Here is a 16,662-nt window from a genome sequence, read left to right on the forward strand (position 1 = left end):
CAGCAGCGAGGTTCTGTCGATGAAACACCGAGGTCCCCTGTCAGGAGTGCGAGTCGTCGACCTGACGGCGATGGTGATGGGTCCGTACTGCACCCAGATCATGGCCGACATGGGGGCGGACGTGGTCAAGATCGAACCGCCGGCGGGCGACAACACCCGCTACATCTCGGTGGGCCCCGAGCCCGGGATGGGCGGTGTCTTCGTCAACGTCAACCGCGGTAAACGAAGCGTCGTACTGGATCTGCGCACCGACGAGGGCGCGTCGACGCTACGGGAGTTGATCGTCGACGCCGATGTGTTCATCCACTCGATGCGTGCGACCGCCGTAGCGGGTCTCGGATTCGGATACGACGAGGTCGCGGCACTCAACCCGTCGATCGTCTACACCAACTGTTACGGATACGGGCGCGGCGGACCCGACTCGAACCTCACGGCCTACGACGACACGATCCAGGCGGAATGCGGCCTGCCGTCGGTGCAAGAGCAGTTGACCGGTGAGGCGGGGTACGTGGGCACGATCATCGCCGACAAGGTCGCCGGGATGACGGCGCTCTACGCCACGATGATGGCCCTTTTCCATCGTGAACGGACAGGGGAGGGGCAGGAAGTCGAAGTTGCCATGTTCGAAACCATGGCGGCCTTCATGCTCGTCGAACACGGCAACGGTGCGATGTTCACGCCGCCACTGGGCCCGGCTGTCTACCCGCGCGTCGTCGCACGGAACCGAAAGCCCTACCGCACCAAGGACGGCCGGATCTCGGCGCTCGTCTACAACGACAAGCAATGGGCGGCATTCGTCGACGCCGTGAAACCGGAATGGGCCGGCGAACACTTCGCGACTCTCGAACAGCGGGCGCGACGAATCGACGAGGTCTACGAACTGCTCGGCACGACGTTCGAGGAGCGCACGACGCAGGAATGGCTCGATCTCCTGCGGTCTCGTGATATCCCTGCCGCTCCGGTGCGCACACTGGACGAACTGTTCGACAATCCGCATCTCGAACAGACCGGCTTCTTCGACGACGTGGACTCTCCGTACGGGCCGGTCCGCTATCCCGGGCCGCCCACCTGGTTCTCGCGTACACCCGGACGCATCGCGGGACCGGCGCCCCGACTCGGCGCCGATACCGCCGACGTCCTCGAGCAACTCCGGCGCGTTACCGAACCCTGTTCGCGTGCAGGGGATGCCGATTCGAACGGTTCGCGCGGAACGGTAGGCTCATGACACAGGTTCGTACCGACGCGGAGATCGATGTTCGCGAATTCCTCCGCCCGGGCGACCACATCGTCGTCGGCCAGGCATGCGGTGAACCGTCGAGCGTGCTCGAAGCGCTGATCGCGCAAGGCCGCGACGTCGGCGATCTGACGGTGTTCGTCGCGACCAGTTTCTCGGGAATCTTCACCCCCGAATCGGCCGAGAGCTTTGCGCTGTCCAGCATGGGTGCCATCGGCGCCCTGAGGTCGATGAGCAAGGCGCACCGCCTCGACGTGATTCCGTGCCACGTCAGTCAGGTCGGCCCGATGATCGAGGCGGGGATCATCGGCTGCGATGTGGCATTCGTTCAGGTCGGTCCCGCCGACGGCGAGGGCAACCACAGTTTCGGTCTTGTCAGCGACTATGTGCAGGCCGCCGTCGCGCGGGCGCGGGTAGTGGTCGCAGAGGTCAACGATCAGGTGCCGTTCACCTTCGGCGAGATGCTCCCGGAGTCGAGAATCGATTACCCGGTGCACGTCTCGCGCCCACCCGTACAGGTGCCGCCGGGACGGATCGGCCAGACCGACGAAGCGATCGCCCGGCACGCCGCCGGATACATCGGCGACGGTGCGGTCCTGCAGATGGGGGTCGGCACCGTCCCGGACGCCGTCCTGCGCCTGCTCTCCGACCGCAGGGATCTCGGGGTGCACTCCGGCATGCTGGGCGACGGACTTGTCGATCTCGTCGAGTCCGGCGCACTGACCAACGCCCGCAAGAAGATCGACAGGGGGGTGTCGATCACCGGAGCCCTGATCGGCACCGATCGGCTCTACGGATTCGCGCACCGCAACCGGGAGATCCGGATGTGTACGACCTCGTACACCCACGACGCCGGCGTGCTGGCGCAGTTGGAGAACCTGGTGACGATCAACTCCGCGATGGAGGTCGACCTGACCGGGCAGGTCAACGCGGAACAGAGCGGGTCCGCGTACCTGGGCGGCACGGGTGGGCAGGTGGATTTCGTGCGTGCGGGCGCGCGTTCGCCGGGTGGCCACGCCATCATGGCGCTGCCGGCGACCGCGAAGAACGGCACCGTCAGCCGGATCACCGCCGGGCTCTCGGGCCCCGTCACCACCGCGAGAAGCGAGGTGGACGTGGTCGTCACCGAATTCGGGGCCGCAGAACTGCGGGGACAAACCTTGGCCGAACGAAGCAGACGGCTCATTGCGATCGCCCACCCCGATTTCCGCGACGCGCTCGACCGCGAGGCACACCTGATACGACAGAGAGGTTTCTGATGAGCGGAGTTGTCCGATGACCGGGGATCCGTCGAACGCCGCAGTGTTGTTCGATGCCCGGGACGACGGCATCGCCGTCATCACGCTGAACCGGCCGGAGACGCGCAACTGTCTCACCGCGGAGGTGCGCGCGGGGTTGTACGCCGCATGGGACCGCTTCGAGAACGATCCCGGCCTGCGGGTCGCCGTCCTCACCGCGGCAGGGGACAAGGCGTTCTGTGCGGGTGGCGATCTCAAGGAGATGGTCGAGACGGGGATGACGGTTCCGCCCCGCACGCTGATTCCGGTCCCGTACGACACGGTCGAACTGTCGAAACCCACGATCGCGGCGGTCAACGGGGCCGCGTTCGCCGGGGGCTGGCTGATCGCGCAGTCGTGCGACCTGTGTGTGGCGAGTACCGGTGCGACGTTCGCGGTCACGGAAGTGAAGGTGGGCAGGAGCTCACCGTGGGCTTCTCCACTGATCCACATGATCCCGCAGCGGATCATGATGGAAATCCTCCTGACCGGAAAACCGATCACCGCGCAGCGGGCGTACGAGATCGGATTGGTCAATAGGCTCGCCGAGCCCGGAGACCTCCTCGCGACGGCACTCGGCCTGGCGGGTGAGATCCTGGCCGGTGCACCCCTGTCGGTTCGCGCGGCGCGGGAGACCGTGATGCTCTCGACGGAAATGGGACGGTCGGCTGCGCTGGTGGCCGCCCGGCACGCGTCCGAGCTTTGCTACAACAGCGAGGATGCGCAGGAAGGACCGAGGGCGTTCGCGGCCAAACGTGCGCCCCAGTGGCGGGGCCGCTGATTCTGCGCAGTGGCGGGGCCGCTGATTCTGCGCAGTGGCGGGGCCGCTGATTCTGCGCAGTGGCGGGGCCGCTGATTCTGCGCAGTGGCGGGGCCGCTGAGCCTGTGCACTAACGGGAGACGCGGGGACCACGACGGCGAGGGCCCGCCCGGATTGCTCCGGGCGGGCCCTGCTGTTCGACCAGTGGTGTTACCGCATGCGACGGCGACTGACGATGTCGCGCACAAGGATGAACACGATCACCGCAGCGAAACCGATGAGGTACAGGTCCTCGACGCGGCCGGTATGGTTGCCGATCATCATCAGGAGGAGGAACGCGGCGAAAATCCAGCCTGCGGCACGGAACACGCGCGGTGCTTCACCGCTCCAGCCCCACTCCGCCGAGGGCACCTCCGCCACCGTTCTGTCATGAATGGACTCCAGCTCGGTACCGGCCACCGTTTCCTCCTGCTTGCCAGTTGGTCCTGTTGCCGCTAATCGTGACATACGACCGCCCGTCGTATGAAGTGGGGGCGCTCTCACGGCAAGTCCGGTACGACCCGTGACCACCGGTTCATGACGTGGACACCGCCGTCGGGAACAATGCATCCGTGGCCGAAGCAGAGAACTCCTCCCGTACACGCGTGCTGCTGCTGGGCAGCACCGGCTCCATCGGGACCCAAGCGCTCCAGGTGATCGACGCGAACCCCGACAAGTTCGAGGTGGTCGGCCTCGCCGCGGGCGGTGGCAACATCGACCTGCTGGCGGAGCAGATCCGTCTGTTCGGTGTCTCCGAGGTCGCGGTCGCCGACCCCGCCGCTGCGTCGCGCCTCGACCGTCCGGTGCGCAGCGGCCCCGACGCGGTGACCGCGCTCGTGCGGGAGGTGGAAGCCGACGTGGTGCTCAACGGGCTCGTCGGCTCGCTCGGGCTCGCGCCGACCCTCGCGGCTCTCGAGACCGGGGCGCGCCTCGCGCTGGCGAACAAGGAATCGCTCGTCGCCGGTGGGGCGCTCGTGACGGCAGCGGCCGCTCCGGGCCAGATCGTGCCGGTCGATTCCGAGCATTCGGCGATGGCGCAGTGCCTGCGCGGCGGCACTGCCGACGAGGTGGCCCGTCTGGTGCTCACCGCGTCGGGGGGGCCGTTCCGGGGCTGGACGGCAGATCGTCTCGAGTCGGTCACACCCGAGCAGGCCGGCGCCCATCCGACGTGGTCGATGGGCCCGATGAACACCCTCAATTCCGCGACGCTCGTGAACAAGGGGCTCGAACTCATCGAGGCGCACCTGCTGTTCGGTATCGCCTACGACCGGATCGACGTCACCGTCCATCCGCAATCGATCGTGCATTCCATGGTGACCTTCACCGACGGGTCCACGCTCGCCCAGGCCTCGCCGCCGTCGATGACTCTGCCGATCGCGCTCGCGCTCGGCTGGCCGCACCGTGTCGCGGAGGCGGCTCCGGCGCTCGATTTCTCGACGGCGTCGACATGGGAGTTCGAGCCGCTCGACAACGCGGTGTTCCCTGCTGTGGAACTCGCACGCGCCGCGGGAAGCCGCGGCGGCTGCCTGACCGCCGTGTACAACGCGGCGAACGAGATCGCCGCCGAGGCGTTCCTCGCGGGACGGCTCTCGTTCCCCCGGATCGTGCAGACCGTCGAGGCCGTGCTGGACGACGCCGACGAGTGGTCGGCGCAACCCAGTACCGTGGACGATGTGCTCGCAGCCGACGGCTGGGCCCGCAGCCGGGCGCGCACACTCGTCGACTAGGAGGATCGGCCACACATGATGTTCGTATTGGGCGTTGTGGTTTTCGCCTTTGGCATCGCCGCCTCCATCGCCCTGCACGAGGCCGGCCACATGTGGACCGCGCAGAAACTGGGCATGAAGGTTCGGCGCTACTACATCGGTTTCGGGCCGCGCATCTTCGCCTTCCGCCGCGGCGAGACCGAATACGGTCTCAAGGCGATCCCCGCCGGGGGTTTCTGCGACATCGCGGGCATGACCGCCCTCGACGAACTCGCTCCCGATGAGTACGACCGCGCGATGTACAAGCAGAAGACGTGGAAGCGCCTGGTCGTCATGGCGGGCGGCATCGGGATGAACTTCGCGCTGGGCATCATCCTGATCTATGTCCTCGCCGTCGCGTGGGCGCTGCCGCAACTGCATCCCAAGGCCACCGTCGCGGAGGTGTCCTGTGTGGCACCCAGCCAGGCGGGGGCGGACGGCGACTACGCGCTCGCCCCGTGTACCGGCACCGGGCCCGCCGGTGAGGCGGGAATCCAGCCCGGTGACGTGATCGTCGCTGTGGACGGCCAGGAGGTCGAAGGGTTCTACGCGTTGGTCGAGGCGACACGCGCCGCCACGGGCACCGTCGACTTCACGGTCGAGCGAGGCGGGGAAACCCTCACCGTGCCGGTGACCGTCGAACAGGTGCAGCGGTACGTGGAGAACACCGCGACCGGGGAGATCACCTCCGAGACCGTGGGCGCGATCGGCGTGACGGGAGAGGAGAACCGTCCGACCGAGTACAACGCACTCACGGCGATTCCGGCGACGTTCCAATTCACCGGCGACCTGGCCGTGATCACTGCCCAGTCGCTCATGGATCTGCCCAGCAAGGTGTCGGATCTGTGGACTGCGGTGACAGGCGGTGAGCGCGCCATCGACACCCCGGTGAGCGTGGTCGGTGCCAGTGTCATCGGCGGGCAGTTCGCGGAGCGCGGGATCTGGCAGTCCTTCGTCCTGCTGCTCGCGCAGCTCAACTTCTTCCTCGGTGCCTTCAATCTCCTGCCGCTGCTTCCGCTCGACGGTGGGCACATGGCCGTGGCGATCTACGAACGCATCCGCAACTGGGTGCGCGGATTGCGCGGGCTGCCGGAAGGAGCGCCCGTCGACTACATGAAACTGCTTCCGCTGACCTATGTCGCCGTCGTGATCGGTGGCGCGTTCATGGTCCTCACCCTCACCGCCGACATCATCAACCCCATCCAGCTGTTCTGACCTGCGCCGCTAGAATTGCCGGGTAGCTACGAAAGAAGGCGAACTGTGACCAGCCCCGTCGGATTGGGCATGCCCGAACTGCCCGCGGTCCTCGCGCCGCGACGCAAGACACGCCAGCTCATGGTCGGCAATGTCGGTGTCGGAAGCGATCACCCCATCTCGGTGCAGTCGATGTGCACCACCAAGACCCACGACATCAACGCCACGCTTCAGCAGATCGCCGAGCTCACCGCCTCGGGCTGCGACATCGTGCGTGTTGCCTGCCCTCGGCAGGAGGATGCCGACGCTCTCGCGACCATCGCGAAGAAGAGCCAGATCCCCGTGATCGCCGACATCCACTTCCAGCCCCGGTACATCTTCGCCGCCATCGACGCGGGATGCGCCGCGGTGCGGGTCAACCCCGGCAACATCAAGGAGTTCGACGGTCGCGTCAAGGAGGTCGCGAAGGCGGCCGGCGACGCGGGCATTCCGATCCGCATCGGCGTGAACGCCGGTTCCCTCGATCCGCGCCTGATGCAGAAATACGGCAAGGCGACGCCCGAAGCGCTCGTCGAGTCCGCGTTGTGGGAGGCGGGCCTCTTCGAGGAACACGGCTTCGGCGACATCAAGATCTCGGTCAAGCACAACGATCCGGTCGTGATGGTCGAGGCCTACCGTCAGCTCGCCGCCCAGTGCAACTACCCGCTGCACCTCGGTGTCACCGAGGCCGGACCGGCCTTCCAGGGCACGATCAAGTCCGCGGTCGCGTTCGGCGCGCTGCTGAGCGAAGGGATCGGCGACACCATCCGCGTATCGCTGTCCGCTCCGCCCGCGGAGGAGATCAAGGTGGGCACGCAGATCCTGCAATCGCTGAACCTGCGCCCCCGCAAGCTGGAAATCGTGTCGTGCCCGTCGTGCGGGCGCGCACAGGTCGACGTCTACACGCTGGCCGACGAGGTCTCGGCTGGGCTCGAGGGGATGGAGATCCCGCTGCGCGTCGCAGTGATGGGCTGCGTCGTCAACGGTCCGGGTGAAGCCCGCGAGGCGGATCTCGGTGTGGCGTCGGGTAACGGCAAGGGCCAGATCTTCGTCAAGGGCAAGGTCATCAAGACGGTGCCGGAAGCGCAGATCGTCGAGACGCTGATCGAAGAGGCGATGCGGATCGCCGAGGAGATGGAAGGCGACGCCGGAGCCGGAAACCCGGTCGTGTCCGTCGGCTGATACCCCGATTTCCCTGAGCGGGTGACGCGTGGCACCCTGATCTCGTATCGGCTTGTCGACGGGTGGTGAGCGAGTGCTCAAGCTTCTGGGTGTCCGGTCGCTGGGTGGCCGTGATACGGCCTCGGTGTTGCGGGTGCTCGCGAGAGACCCTGTGGCGTCGTGCATGGTGGCGGGTCGCGTCGAGGAGTACGGTCTCGACGGTCGTGCTGTCGGCGGCGACATGTGGAGTCGCGGCGGGCCGGAGTCCTCACTCTGCTTCGCCGGCGCAAACCTCATACCCCTGCTCGGGAACCCCGACGACATCCAGGCGTTCGCCGAGCGAGCCGTCCGCGGGCCGCGTCTGTGCTCCTCGATCGTGGGCCGCGCCGAGTTGGCGCTGCCGATGTGGGAAGCACTCGAATCCGCGTGGGGGCCTCCGCGTGAGGTTCGCGCCGAGCAACCGCTGCTGGTTCTCGACCGGGAACCCCGCATCGATCCCGATCCGCGCGTCCGGCGGGTGCGCCCGGAAGAACTCGACGCCTATCTCCCCGCCGCCATCTCGATGTTCATCGAGGAGGTCGGAGTCGACCCGCGTCTCGGCGACGGGGGAGCGGGATACCGGCGAAGGGTCGCGAGCCTCATCGCCGCCGGACGCGCCTGGGCGCGCTTCGAGGACGGCCGGGTCGTGTTCAAGGCCGAGGTAGGGTCACAGTCCTCGACGGTGGGCCAGATCCAGGGCGTGTGGGTCGACCCGGACAAACGCGGCGCCGGTCTCGGTGCCGCCGGAACGGCCGCGGTCGGCGCAGCCGTCACCGCGACGGGGCGTCTGCCGAGCCTGTACGTCAACAGCTTCAACACCCGGGCGCGCGCCACGTACGAACGCATCGGTTTCCGCCAGGTCGCGACATTCACGACCGTGTTGCTCGACTGACGCGCCTCGGCCGATTCGGGCGCTCGTCCGCTTACCATGACGGGCGATGAGCCCTCGACGTTCACCTCTGGCGCCCGCGCGGCCCGGTCGTGTCGCCGTCGTCGCGGTCTGGGTGGCGACGGCGCTGCTGTGCGGTCTTCTCGTCGCGTGCACGCCCGGCGTCACGGGCCCCCAAGCCGCCGCGCAGCTTTTTCTCGACGACTTCGCGGCGCAGGACTTCGCCGCAGCGGCCGCGCATTCGGACCGGCCGGACGAGGCCGAGGGTGCACTGGGCGAGGCATGGGACGGGCTGCAAGCCGAATCCCTGGTGGCGACCACCACCTCCACGCGCATCGACGGAGATTCCGCGACCGTCGGGTACAGCTACGAATGGCACCTGCCGCGAGAGAGGGTGTGGCAGTACACGGGTGAACTGCACATGGGGCGAAGCGGCGAGCAGTGGTCGGTCCGATGGGCGAAATCGGCTCTCCACCCGCAACTCGGCAACCGCCAGACCATGCAACTGCGCAGCACTCCGGCCCCGCGCGCCCGCGTCAACGAGCATGCGGGCAGCGACGTGCTCGTCCCGGGGACCGTGTACGGCATCGCCTTCGATGCGACGCAGAACAGAGACGTCTCGTCCGCGGCGAAGGCTCTGGCCGCCGCGCTCGTGCAGTTCGACTCGTCGCTGAGCGCCCAGGCCATCGCCGAGTCGGTGACCGCGGTGTCCGGCCCTCGGTCGGTGATACGGCTCGCGGAGGACGACTACGAACTCGTTGCCGGCCGTCTTGCCGCGATACCCGGTGTGGTGGTGACCGAACAGTCCGATCTGGTTTCGACGGATCGGACCTTCGCGCCCGACCTCGTCGGGCAGGTGAAGAAAGCGGTGATCGGCGAACTCGACGGGACCGCGGGGTGGAGCGTCGTCATCGTCAACCAGTACGGCGTCGACACCGATGTGCTCACCGAGACGAAACCCATGCCGGTGCCGTCGGTCTCCATCAGCCTCGACCGTCCGATCCAGGTGGCCGCGCAGAATGCGGTCGGCGCCCGGACGGAGCAAGCAATGACTGTGGTCATCGAGGCCTCCACCGGCGCGGTGCTTGCGGTGGCGCAGAACTCCGCTGCCGACCGCGACGGACCGGTGGCGCTCGCAGGGCAATACCCGCCCGGCTCCACATTCAAGATCATTACATCGGGCGCCGCCATGTCGAGCGGTCTCGCACTGCCCGACACCATCGTTCCGTGCCCGGGACGCATCACCATCGGCGACCGCAGCATCCCGAACTACAACGAGTTCGCGCTCGGCTCGGTCACACTCGCCACCGCCTTCGCGAGGTCGTGCAACACCTCGTTCGCCAAACTCGCCTCCGAGATGGAATCGGATGCGTTGCACACCGCCGCCGGGCGATTCGGCATCGGCGTCGACTACGAGGTGGTCGGCATGCCGACATTCACCGGGTCGGTTCCGCCCGCGGACGATCTGGTCGAACGCACCGAGGACGGATTCGGGCAGGGCAAGGTGGTCGTCAGCCCGTTGGGGATGGCGCTCGCCGCCGCGACCGTCGCGAGCGGGCGCACACCCGTCCCGTATCTGATCGAAGGCCGGGAGACGGTCGTGCAGGGTGATCCCGCTCCGGTTTCTCCGGAGGTGGTGGCGGGCCTGCGCGACATGATGCGCCTGGTGATCACGAGCGGCACCGCCGACCGCATCCGGGACCAGGGCGACGTGTACGGCAAAACCGGTGAGGCAGAGGTGGAGGGCGGTTCGCACTCCTGGTTCGTCGGCTACCGGGGTGACCTCGCGTTCGCGACCCTCGTGGTGCGAGGAGGCAGTTCGGACAATGCCGTCGCGGTCACGCGCGACATGTTCGCCGCGTTGCCGCCCGACTACCGGGACGACGGCGCCTGATCGTCAGTCGACGGGTGGCTCCGCCGGCGCAGACGTCCGGTGCGTCATCCCGCCGTATCGTGCCAGCAGGCGGGTGGCGACCCACAGCAGTGCGCCGATTCCCAGCAGGACGCCTGCGATGCGGTATTGGGTGCCCGGCCGATCCACGAACGGGGACACGAGGAACAGGCAACTCGAGGCACCGATGACCGGCAGCACCGTGGGTGCCCGGAAATGGTTGTGGTCCACGTGATCACGGCGCAGGACCAGCACGACCACGTTCACGATCGTGAACACCATGAGCAGAAGCAATGCCGTCGTGCCGCCGAGTTCGGGGATCTCCCCGACGAACGTGATGAGCCCGACTGCGAGCAAGGAGGTGAAGGCGATCGCCACGTAGGGCGTACGCCGCGTCCGGTGCACCTTGCCCAGCGCAGCGGGGACCACACCCTCGTGCGAGATCCCGTAGAGGAGGCGGCTCGCCATCAGCATGTTGATCAGGGCGGTGTTGGCGACCGCGAACATCGTGATGAACGCGAAGATGCCGAGGGGGAAGGCCGGCGCACCTGCTTCGACGACCCGCAGCAGCGGGGTCTCGCCCTCCCCGAGGAGGTCGGGGGGCACCAGTGCCACCGACGTGATGGAGACCAGCACGTAGATGAGCGCGGTAATGCACAGACCGCCGAGCAGGACCTTCGGGAAGATGCGCGTCGGGTGTTTGCACTCCTCGGCCATGTTCACGGAATCCTCGAATCCCACCATGGCGAAGAACGCGAGAGCCGTGCCCGCGACCACCCCGGTGAAGACGGAGCGATCACCGGTATCGATCTCGACCACTCGCGAGAAGTCACCGGTGCCGAACCCGAGCGCCCACATCCCTATGAAGATGATGATGAGCAGGCCCGAGAGTTCCACGACGGTGAGCACGACGTTCGTCTTGACGCTTTCGCTGACCCCGCGCACGTTGATCACGGCGACCGCGACAATGAACCCCAGCGCCACCACGGTGATCCCGATTCCGCCCGCGAGGTCGAGCTCGAACGCCTCCCCGAAATTCGCCGCGAACGCCCGTGCCGCTGTCGATGCGGAGGTGATACCGGATGCCATCACCGTGAACGTGACCATGTACGTGAGGAAGTGGATCCCGAACGCCTTGTGCGTGTACAGCGCGGCACCCGCGGCGCGCGGATACTTCGTGACCAGTTCGAGGTAGCTGAACACGGTGATCGTGGCGACGACGAACGCGGTCAGGAACGGCAGCCAGACGACTCCGCCGACTTCGTTCGCGACGTTGCCCGTGAGTGCATAGATCCCTGTGCCGAGAATGTCTCCGACGATGAACAGGAGCAGCAGACCCGGCCCCATCACACGTTTGAGTTCGGGCGCTGCGGTGGTCTCCGGCATCGAACGCTCCTTCCCGATGCCCGACCGATCCGGAACCCGAAGGGGTCAGGGCAGCAGCCCTGATTTTCTCGCGGCGACCACCGCTTCGTGGCGGGAATGGACATCGAGTTTGCTCATGGCGCTGCGGAGGTAGCTCTTGACCGTTTCCGGACCGACCGACAACCGCCTCGCGATCTCGGCGTTGCTGCACCCGAGGGCGACGTAGGACAGGACATCGGTCTCGCGGGACGAGAGCGTCACCTCCGGCCGCCCCTTCTCGGTGCCTCCCATCGCGACCGCCAGTCGCTCGGACAGCTCGCGCAGGCGCCGCTGCAAGTGCTCGTCGCCGGCATCCCGTGCGAGAGTGCGCAACTCGGCGTGGACTTCTCGTATATGAGCGGTCGCGACCGGATCGTGCCCGTTCGGCCCGAGGTGCGTGAGCATCGCCATCCGCCGGTCCACTTCGTCGCGCACCGCGATTTCGTTCGCGAGCCGGCTTGCCGTCTGCGCGAAGGCATGTACCGCGCGTTCGCCGAGCGGTGCGCATTCCCGCGCGGCCCCGTACAACACCGCACGCGCGACCCCGCCGACCATCACCGGCACCGCCAGGATCGACCGGAGACCTTCCCCGAGGACCGGGCGATCGAAGTGGTGGGTGATCGACGACGAGCGTCCGTAATCGGCCACGGTGACGGGGCGGCCCTCCGAGAGCACACGGCCTCCCAGCCCCGCGCGGGGTGGCACGACGACGCCGGCGAGGTTGTTGGTGCGGGTCCCGAAGAACTCGCTCAGATGCAGGTCGTTGTTCTGGACCTGGCCGGCGAAGACCACGGGTACCTGTGCCTGCGCGGCGGTGCGACGGAGTTCGAGACGCAGTGCATCCCCGTCACGGGGGCGAAGCAGCGGCGATGAGACGACCGACACCGGATGTCACCCCTTTCCGGGGGTATCGGAACCAATGTGTGACTCGGATCATAGAGGCATACGAGTGCCGCGTAGAGCGCGGCCCGCCGGGATACGAGGAGAGGACGGACCTGATGGTCGACACAGCGACACGCGTTCGGGAACTGCTGGATCGTTACGACACCCCTGACGCGTGCGCTGCGCAGTTGCTGTGCGACGACCATCCCGCGGATGCGGTGGCATTCACCGTGATCGAACCCGACCTCACCTCCACCGACCTGACCTACGGCGAACTGCGCGAACGATCGCAGCGTTTCGCCGCGGCACTCGCGCACCTCGGCGTCGAACCCGGTGACCACGTCGCCACGCTCATGGGCAAGTCCGCCGACCTGGTGGTCGCGCTGCTCGGGATCTGGCGTCGCGGTGCCGTCCACCTCCCGCTGTTCACGGCATTCGCACCGCCCGCCATCGCTTTCCGGTTGCAGGCCGGCGGTGCGCGGGTCGTCGTCGCGGACGGCGATCAGGTGGGCAAACTCGCACCGGGTGACGACATGCCGCACGACGCTCCGTGGCAGGTCGTGGTCGCGGGAGAGAGCAGCGGAGTCGGTGTGCGCTTCGCGGACCTGCTCGAATCCCACTCGGCCGACGACCCGCGTGCCGAGGCGGTGGCGGTCGGCGGGACCGGTGGTCTCGTGCAACTGTTCACCTCGGGCACGACCGGCACCCCGAAGGGCGTGCCCGTGCCGGTCAGGGCCCTCGCGTCCTTCCACGCGTACCTCGAGTTCGGGCTCGACGTGCGCGAGGACGATGTGTTCTGGAACGCCGCCGATCCCGGCTGGGCGTACGGCCTCTACTACGCCCTACTCGGCCCGCTCGCGGCGGGACGCCGCAGCATCCTCCTCCACGGAGGTTTCTCACCGGCGCTGACGTGGCAGATCCTCGACCGTTTCGGCGTCACGAACTTCGCTGCCGCGCCCACCGTCTATCGCAGCCTGCGAGCCGACACCGCGGCACATCCCGCGGTGACGCTGCGCCGTGCGTCGTCGGCGGGGGAGCCGCTCACCCCCGATGTGCTGGCGTGGTCCGAAGAGACCCTCGGTGCCGTGGTGCGCGACCAGTACGGCCAGACCGAGCACGGCATGTTCGTGGTCGACGCCTGGGCGGACGGGCTGCGCGAACAGGTTCCGCCGCAATCGATGGGCAAGCCGCTGCCCGGATGGACCTGCGCGGTACTGCGCGACGACAGCGACGAGGTCGCGGCCCCGGGAGAGGTGGGCAGAGTGGCGATCGACGTCCCCGCCAGCCCGCTCGTGTGGTTCACCGGCTACGTCGATGCGCCGGAGAAGACGGCGGACCGGTTCAGCGACGACGGCCGGTGGTACCTCACCGGCGACGCCGGGCGGGTCGACGAGAACGGTTTCTTCTTCTTCTCCTCACGTGACGACGACGTCATCATCATGGCCGGATACCGCATCGGGCCGTTCGACGTGGAATCGGTTCTGGTGATGCACCCGGACGTGGTGGAGGCTGCGGTGGTGGGCGTGCCCGACCAACTTCGCGGGGAGGTCCTCGAAGCGTTCGTCGTGGTGCGCGAAGGCGTCGAGGGCGACGATGCGCTCGAGGCCGATCTCCAGCAACTGGTGAAGAAGAAGTTCGCGGCTCACGCCTACCCGCGGACCGTGCATTTCGTTCCGCACCTTCCCAAGACGCCGAGCGGCAAGGTCCAGCGATACATTCTGCGCCGTCAGGGCGTCACTCCGTAACGAGGGCCGTCAGGGCGTCACTCCGTAACGAGGGCCGTCAGGGCGTCACTCCGTAACGAGGGCCGCGGCTCGGCCGGGGTGTCGGTGCGAGCGCGGCGCGCGGGTTAATCTGATTCCATGCCTACCCGCGCCCCGCTCGTCCCCGGAACCGCGACACCGATCCGTGAAGTACCCAAGTCGATCGAGCGTCCCGAATACGTGTGGAAGCCGACCGCGAACGAGGGCAACGAGCCGTGGGTGCAGACGCCCGAGACGATCGAGAAGGTGCGGATCGCGTCGAAGATCGCTGCACAAGCGCTGATCGAGGCGGGTAAAGCCGTCGCACCGGGCGTCACCACCGACGAGATCGACCGCATCGCACACGAGTACATGTGCGACCACGGTTCGTACCCGTCCGATCTCGGCTACCGGGGATTTCCGAAGTCGGTGTGCGTGTCGCTCAACGAGGTGATCTGTCACGGCATCCCCGACACCACGGTGATCGAGGACGGCGACATCGTGAATATCGATGTGACCGCGTACATCCACGGCGTCCACGGCGACACCAACGCGACGTTCTTCGCCGGTGATGTGTCCGAGGAGGCACGGCTTCTCGTCGAACGTACCCGCGAGGCCACAGCCCGGGCGATCAAGGCGGTCGCGCCCGGGCGAGCCCTCAACGTGGTCGGTCGCGTCATCGAGTCGTATGCGAACCGGTTCGGGTACGGGGTGGTGCGCGATTTCACCGGTCACGGCATCGGTGAGACCTTCCACAACGGTCTGGTGGTCTTCCACTACGACCGCCCCGACATCGACACGGTCCTCGAGCCGGGCATGGTGTTCACGATCGAGCCGATGATCAATCTCGGCACTCCGGACTACGAGATCTGGGAGGACGGCTGGACCGTCGTCACCAAGGACCGCAAGTGGAGTGCGCAGTTCGAGCACACGCTCGTCGTCACCGACACCGGAGCCGAGATTCTGACGGTTCCGTAAACCGGCCGTCTCACCTACCCGTCGCCGGGTCCGCCGACCCGCCGGATCACCCCTCCGCCATCTGCTGTGCGCGGGCGTAGGCGAGGTGCAGGAAATCTGCGCCCGTCAGCGCTGTGAGTGCATCCACCACGACAACCGTGGCGGCGGGTGCGAACACCCTGCCCACCGTGACGGCGGTGATCGCCCACACGTCGAAGCAGAACGGGCACGTCAGCAACTCTCCGATGCTGTGCTTGAGGCCCGCACGCCCGGCCGGCCGGTCCATGACCTCGCCGGGGCCGCCTTTTTCACCGGGCTTCGTGAACGGGGCGCGCAGCGGGCGCGTGACCGACGTCTTGGTCACCGTCCTCGACAACTTGTGGGCCGCGGCGGCGGAGACGACGAGGTCGCGCACGGTCAGCCGTCCCGGCAGTCGCCGAGGGGTGACTGCGGTCAGGACGGCCACCACCGCCACGAACAGCCCGTACAGCAGCAGGGTTGCTACGTAGCCACCGAGCTTGCGGTTCTCGTGTCGGGTGTTCGCCGGTGCCGACGATGTCGCCGGTGCGTGTGCTTCCTGGTGTTCGGCGGTTCGGTCGAGGGTGGAGACCGAATCGTGGCCGGACACGGTGTCGGACGGGTCGTTTCGGGGCGAGCGGTCGCCGTTGCTCGTCGGAGTCATAGCGGCCGATTTCCCGGGCCGGATCCGGTTAAACCCGGAGACACCGATCCGTCGGGAAATCGCAGAAGCGGCGGGCGTGCCCGTCCGGGTTTCCCGGGTACGGGACGCAGGGCCGGTCGTCGTGGGGACGTGTAGCGTTTCGGGGCATGGAATCGACGATGGTGACCACCGATTCGGGTTCGATCGAGGTGCGCGTCGACGGACCGGACAGCCGGCACTCCGTGCTGCTGCTGCCCGACGCGGGGGAACGGGCCGACGTATTCGACTCGGTGTGCGAGCGACTGCACAACTCGGATCTGCGCACGATCGTGCCCGAGACTCTCGACGGGTTGACTCCGGACGGCGTCTTCGCCGTGCTCGATCAACTGTCGCTGCCGTGGGTGCACCTCGCCGGCATCGGCGCCGGCGCCGAAATGGCCTGGACGGTCGCTTCCGGCCGCTTCGGCCGCTTCGCGAGTCTCGTTGTGGTCGACCGCGGCCATCCCGTCGTCCCGATGTTCGACGGCGCCGTACGCGACGCGTCGGCACCGGTGGCGGAAGTACCCACCACCATCGTGATCGGAGACCCGGCCCGCAAGCCGGAAGCGGACGCCTCGATGCGGTACGTGACCGGAGAGTTTCGCGTGGTCGACCTCGGCAGCATCGACAACGTGCCCGCACGGGCAGCGGCAGAGTTCGCGTCGGCGATCGCGTTGCGCACCGGGAGCTGGTAGGCCACAACGCATCC

General features: G+C 67.5%; 15 protein-coding genes. 11 read left to right on the forward strand and 4 right to left on the reverse strand.

Annotation, left to right across the window (positions count from 1 at the left end):
- Window positions 1–19: 19 nt before the first annotated feature.
- The 3 genes from ACFWBU_RS11050 to ACFWBU_RS11060 are packed head-to-tail and all read left to right on the forward strand — an operon-like array spanning window position 20 to window position 3,292.
- Window positions 20–1,225 (forward strand): CaiB/BaiF CoA transferase family protein, encoded by a 1,206-nt coding sequence (locus tag ACFWBU_RS11050; RefSeq protein ID WP_378528271.1) that lies wholly within the window; start codon window positions 20–22, stop codon window positions 1,223–1,225.
- Window positions 1,222–2,493 (forward strand): acetyl-CoA hydrolase/transferase family protein, encoded by a 1,272-nt coding sequence (locus ACFWBU_RS11055; RefSeq protein WP_378528272.1) that lies wholly within the window; start codon window positions 1,222–1,224, stop codon window positions 2,491–2,493. Before ACFWBU_RS11050 ends, ACFWBU_RS11055 begins: the two co-directional genes overlap by 4 nt.
- 16 nt (window positions 2,494–2,509) lie before the next feature.
- Complete coding sequence (locus ACFWBU_RS11060) at window positions 2,510–3,292, forward strand: enoyl-CoA hydratase/isomerase family protein (RefSeq protein ID WP_378528273.1); 783 nt, start codon at window positions 2,510–2,512, stop codon at window positions 3,290–3,292.
- Window positions 3,293–3,481: 189 nt separating this feature from the next.
- Here ACFWBU_RS11060 and ACFWBU_RS11065 read toward each other — a convergent pair whose 3' ends face one another.
- Window positions 3,482–3,730 carry a DUF2631 domain-containing protein gene (locus ACFWBU_RS11065; RefSeq protein WP_378528274.1) on the reverse strand — a complete coding sequence of 83 codons (249 nt, stop codon included), beginning with the start codon at window positions 3,728–3,730 and terminating at the stop codon, window positions 3,482–3,484.
- A 185-nt stretch (window positions 3,731–3,915) separates the two neighbouring features.
- On the opposite strand from ACFWBU_RS11065, the gene dxr reads away from it, so the two are divergent.
- The 5 genes from dxr (at window position 3,916) to ACFWBU_RS11090 (ending at window position 10,271) form a co-directional block, all read left to right on the forward strand.
- A complete protein-coding gene (gene dxr, locus ACFWBU_RS11070) occupies window positions 3,916–5,037 on the forward strand; it encodes a 1-deoxy-D-xylulose-5-phosphate reductoisomerase (protein WP_378528294.1) in 1,122 nt (373 codons plus the stop codon).
- A 15-nt stretch (window positions 5,038–5,052) separates the two neighbouring features.
- Complete coding sequence (locus tag ACFWBU_RS11075; protein WP_378528275.1) at window positions 5,053–6,270, forward strand: M50 family metallopeptidase; 1,218 nt, start codon at window positions 5,053–5,055, stop codon at window positions 6,268–6,270.
- A gap of 45 nt (window positions 6,271–6,315) precedes the next feature.
- A complete protein-coding gene (gene ispG, locus ACFWBU_RS11080) occupies window positions 6,316–7,470 on the forward strand; it encodes a flavodoxin-dependent (E)-4-hydroxy-3-methylbut-2-enyl-diphosphate synthase (RefSeq protein ID WP_169620570.1) in 1,155 nt (384 codons plus the stop codon).
- 73 nt (window positions 7,471–7,543) lie between these two features.
- A complete protein-coding gene (locus ACFWBU_RS11085) occupies window positions 7,544–8,380 on the forward strand; it encodes a GNAT family N-acetyltransferase (RefSeq protein ID WP_169620571.1) in 837 nt (278 codons plus the stop codon).
- Between the two features lie 46 nt (window positions 8,381–8,426).
- Window positions 8,427–10,271 carry a penicillin-binding transpeptidase domain-containing protein gene (locus ACFWBU_RS11090; protein WP_378528276.1) on the forward strand — a complete coding sequence of 615 codons (1,845 nt, stop codon included), beginning with the start codon at window positions 8,427–8,429 and terminating at the stop codon, window positions 10,269–10,271.
- 3 nt (window positions 10,272–10,274) lie between these two features.
- Here ACFWBU_RS11090 and ACFWBU_RS11095 read toward each other — a convergent pair whose 3' ends face one another.
- Both ACFWBU_RS11095 and ACFWBU_RS11100 read right to left on the reverse strand, forming a co-directional pair.
- A complete protein-coding gene (locus ACFWBU_RS11095) occupies window positions 10,275–11,654 on the reverse strand; it encodes an APC family permease (protein WP_378528277.1) in 1,380 nt (459 codons plus the stop codon).
- Window positions 11,655–11,699: 45 nt separating this feature from the next.
- Window positions 11,700–12,557, reverse strand: coding sequence for a LuxR C-terminal-related transcriptional regulator (locus ACFWBU_RS11100; protein WP_169620574.1), 858 nt, complete (start codon window positions 12,555–12,557; stop codon window positions 11,700–11,702).
- Between the two features lie 113 nt (window positions 12,558–12,670).
- Between ACFWBU_RS11100 and ACFWBU_RS11105 the strand changes: the two genes are divergently transcribed.
- A complete protein-coding gene (locus tag ACFWBU_RS11105) occupies window positions 12,671–14,299 on the forward strand; it encodes an AMP-binding protein (RefSeq protein WP_169620575.1) in 1,629 nt (542 codons plus the stop codon).
- A gap of 117 nt (window positions 14,300–14,416) precedes the next feature.
- Entirely contained in the window at window positions 14,417–15,274 is an 858-nt protein-coding gene (gene map, locus ACFWBU_RS11110; protein ID WP_169620576.1) for a type I methionyl aminopeptidase, read from the forward strand.
- A gap of 46 nt (window positions 15,275–15,320) precedes the next feature.
- On the opposite strand, the gene ACFWBU_RS11115 is transcribed toward map, so the two are convergent.
- The gene (locus ACFWBU_RS11115; protein ID WP_169620577.1) at window positions 15,321–15,935 is read right to left on the reverse strand and encodes a DUF1360 domain-containing protein; all 615 of its coding nucleotides are present in this window, start codon (window positions 15,933–15,935) and stop codon (window positions 15,321–15,323) included.
- A gap of 146 nt (window positions 15,936–16,081) precedes the next feature.
- On the opposite strand from ACFWBU_RS11115, the gene ACFWBU_RS11120 reads away from it, so the two are divergent.
- Window positions 16,082–16,648, forward strand: a complete 567-nt coding sequence (locus ACFWBU_RS11120; protein ID WP_206036770.1) for an alpha/beta fold hydrolase — start codon at window positions 16,082–16,084, stop codon at window positions 16,646–16,648.
- The last annotated feature ends 14 nt before the right edge of the window (window positions 16,649–16,662 follow it).

It is taken from the genome of Rhodococcus sp. NPDC060084 (assembly GCF_042730335.1).
Taxonomy (GTDB): domain Bacteria; phylum Actinomycetota; class Actinomycetes; order Mycobacteriales; family Mycobacteriaceae; genus Rhodococcus.

What these genes read in the sequence shown, in the direction of transcription:
- map (WP_169620576.1), top strand. Translation starts at nt 14,417, where the DNA reads ATGCCTACCCGCGCCCCGCTCGTCCCCGGAACCGCGACACCGATCCGT.
- ACFWBU_RS11050 (WP_378528271.1), top strand. Translation starts at nt 20, where the DNA reads ATGAAACACCGAGGTCCCCTGTCAGGAGTGCGAGTCGTCGACCTGACG.
- ACFWBU_RS11055 (WP_378528272.1), top strand. Translation starts at nt 1,222, where the DNA reads ATGACACAGGTTCGTACCGACGCGGAGATCGATGTTCGCGAATTCCTC.
- ACFWBU_RS11115 (WP_169620577.1), bottom strand. Translation starts at nt 15,935, where the DNA reads ATGACTCCGACGAGCAACGGCGACCGCTCGCCCCGAAACGACCCGTCC.
- ACFWBU_RS11105 (WP_169620575.1), top strand. Translation starts at nt 12,671, where the DNA reads ATGGTCGACACAGCGACACGCGTTCGGGAACTGCTGGATCGTTACGAC.
- ACFWBU_RS11075 (WP_378528275.1), top strand. Translation starts at nt 5,053, where the DNA reads ATGATGTTCGTATTGGGCGTTGTGGTTTTCGCCTTTGGCATCGCCGCC.
- ACFWBU_RS11095 (WP_378528277.1), bottom strand. Translation starts at nt 11,654, where the DNA reads ATGCCGGAGACCACCGCAGCGCCCGAACTCAAACGTGTGATGGGGCCG.
- ACFWBU_RS11120 (WP_206036770.1), top strand. Translation starts at nt 16,082, where the DNA reads ATGGAATCGACGATGGTGACCACCGATTCGGGTTCGATCGAGGTGCGC.
- ACFWBU_RS11060 (WP_378528273.1), top strand. Translation starts at nt 2,510, where the DNA reads ATGACCGGGGATCCGTCGAACGCCGCAGTGTTGTTCGATGCCCGGGAC.
- ACFWBU_RS11090 (WP_378528276.1), top strand. Translation starts at nt 8,427, where the DNA reads ATGAGCCCTCGACGTTCACCTCTGGCGCCCGCGCGGCCCGGTCGTGTC.